Genomic DNA, 1,033 nt, shown 5'->3' with positions numbered 1-1,033 from the left:
TAGCTCAGGTGGTTAGAGCGCTACACTGATAATGTAGAGGTCCGTGGTTCGAGTCCACGCAGGCCCACCACGCTTGGCATGCAAATGCAGCAAAGAGAGGGAACTGTGAGGAGGAGAGAGAAAAGAGGAGAGAGAAAAGAGGAGAGAGAAAAGAGAAGAGAGAAAAGAGAAGAGAGAAAAGAGATAAAAACATTGAACAAACGAGTTTAATGAAAACAGAATAACAAAGAGATCCCAACATTTGGGGGATTAGCTCAGCTGGCTAGAGCACCTGCCTTGCACGCAGGGGGTCAACGGTTCGAATCCGTTATTCTCCACCAATTTTTTGAGAGAGAAAAGAGGAGAGAGAAAAGAGAAGAGAAAAAAGAAGAGAGAAAAGAGAAAGAGGAGAGATTAATTCTATTATCAAACGTGATAATTAGAAGAATAGATTAAGAAAGAGTAATGATTACAGGTACCGATCTAGACAACGGTTTAGATTAGAGGTATAACGATGTAGAAGTAAGGAAGACTTAGGTTGGATATATGGATACACAAGGTTCTTTGACATATTGTGAGAAAAAAGTAAAGAGTAAGAGCAAATTAAGTATAGAGATATACAATAGTAAGTGAATTAAGGGCGTATGGGGGATGCCTAGGCTCTTGGAGGCGATGAAGGACGTGTTAAGCTGCGATAAGCTTCGGGGAAGTGCACAAGACTTTCGATCCGAAGATTTCCGAATGGGGCAACCCACTAGATTGAAGATCTAGTACCCGTCTAATGACGAGGAGCAAACCTGCTGAACTGAAACATCTAAGTAAGCAGAGGAAGAGAAAACAAAAGTGATTCCGTAAGTAGTGGCGAGCGAACGCGGATTAGCCCAAACCAGTGTTGTTGCGGCAAGACTGGGGTTGTAGGACTTCGACATCGATTTTATAAATGAACATGAACTGTCTGGGAAGGCGGGCCGTAGGAGGTGAGAGCCCTGTAATGGTAAGTTTATTTAATTGTAGGAGTATCCTGAGTAGGGGGGGACTGGAGAAATCCCCTTTG

At 43.2% G+C, this 1,033-nt stretch carries 1 tRNA gene and 1 rRNA gene; both read left to right on the top strand.

Annotated elements, in window-relative coordinates:
• The first annotated feature begins 243 nt into the window (after positions 1-243).
• Positions 244-320: transfer RNA gene (locus tag V7S76_RS13255), tRNA-Ala, on the top strand.
• A 283-nt stretch (positions 321-603) separates the two neighbouring features.
• Positions 604-1,033: ribosomal RNA gene (locus tag V7S76_RS13250) — 23S ribosomal RNA — on the top strand; the annotation flags it as partial.

The sequence above is a fragment of the Aquirufa sp. ROCK2-A2 genome, assembly GCF_054558485.1.
This window is presented reverse-complemented; position numbering and strand designations above follow the sequence as displayed.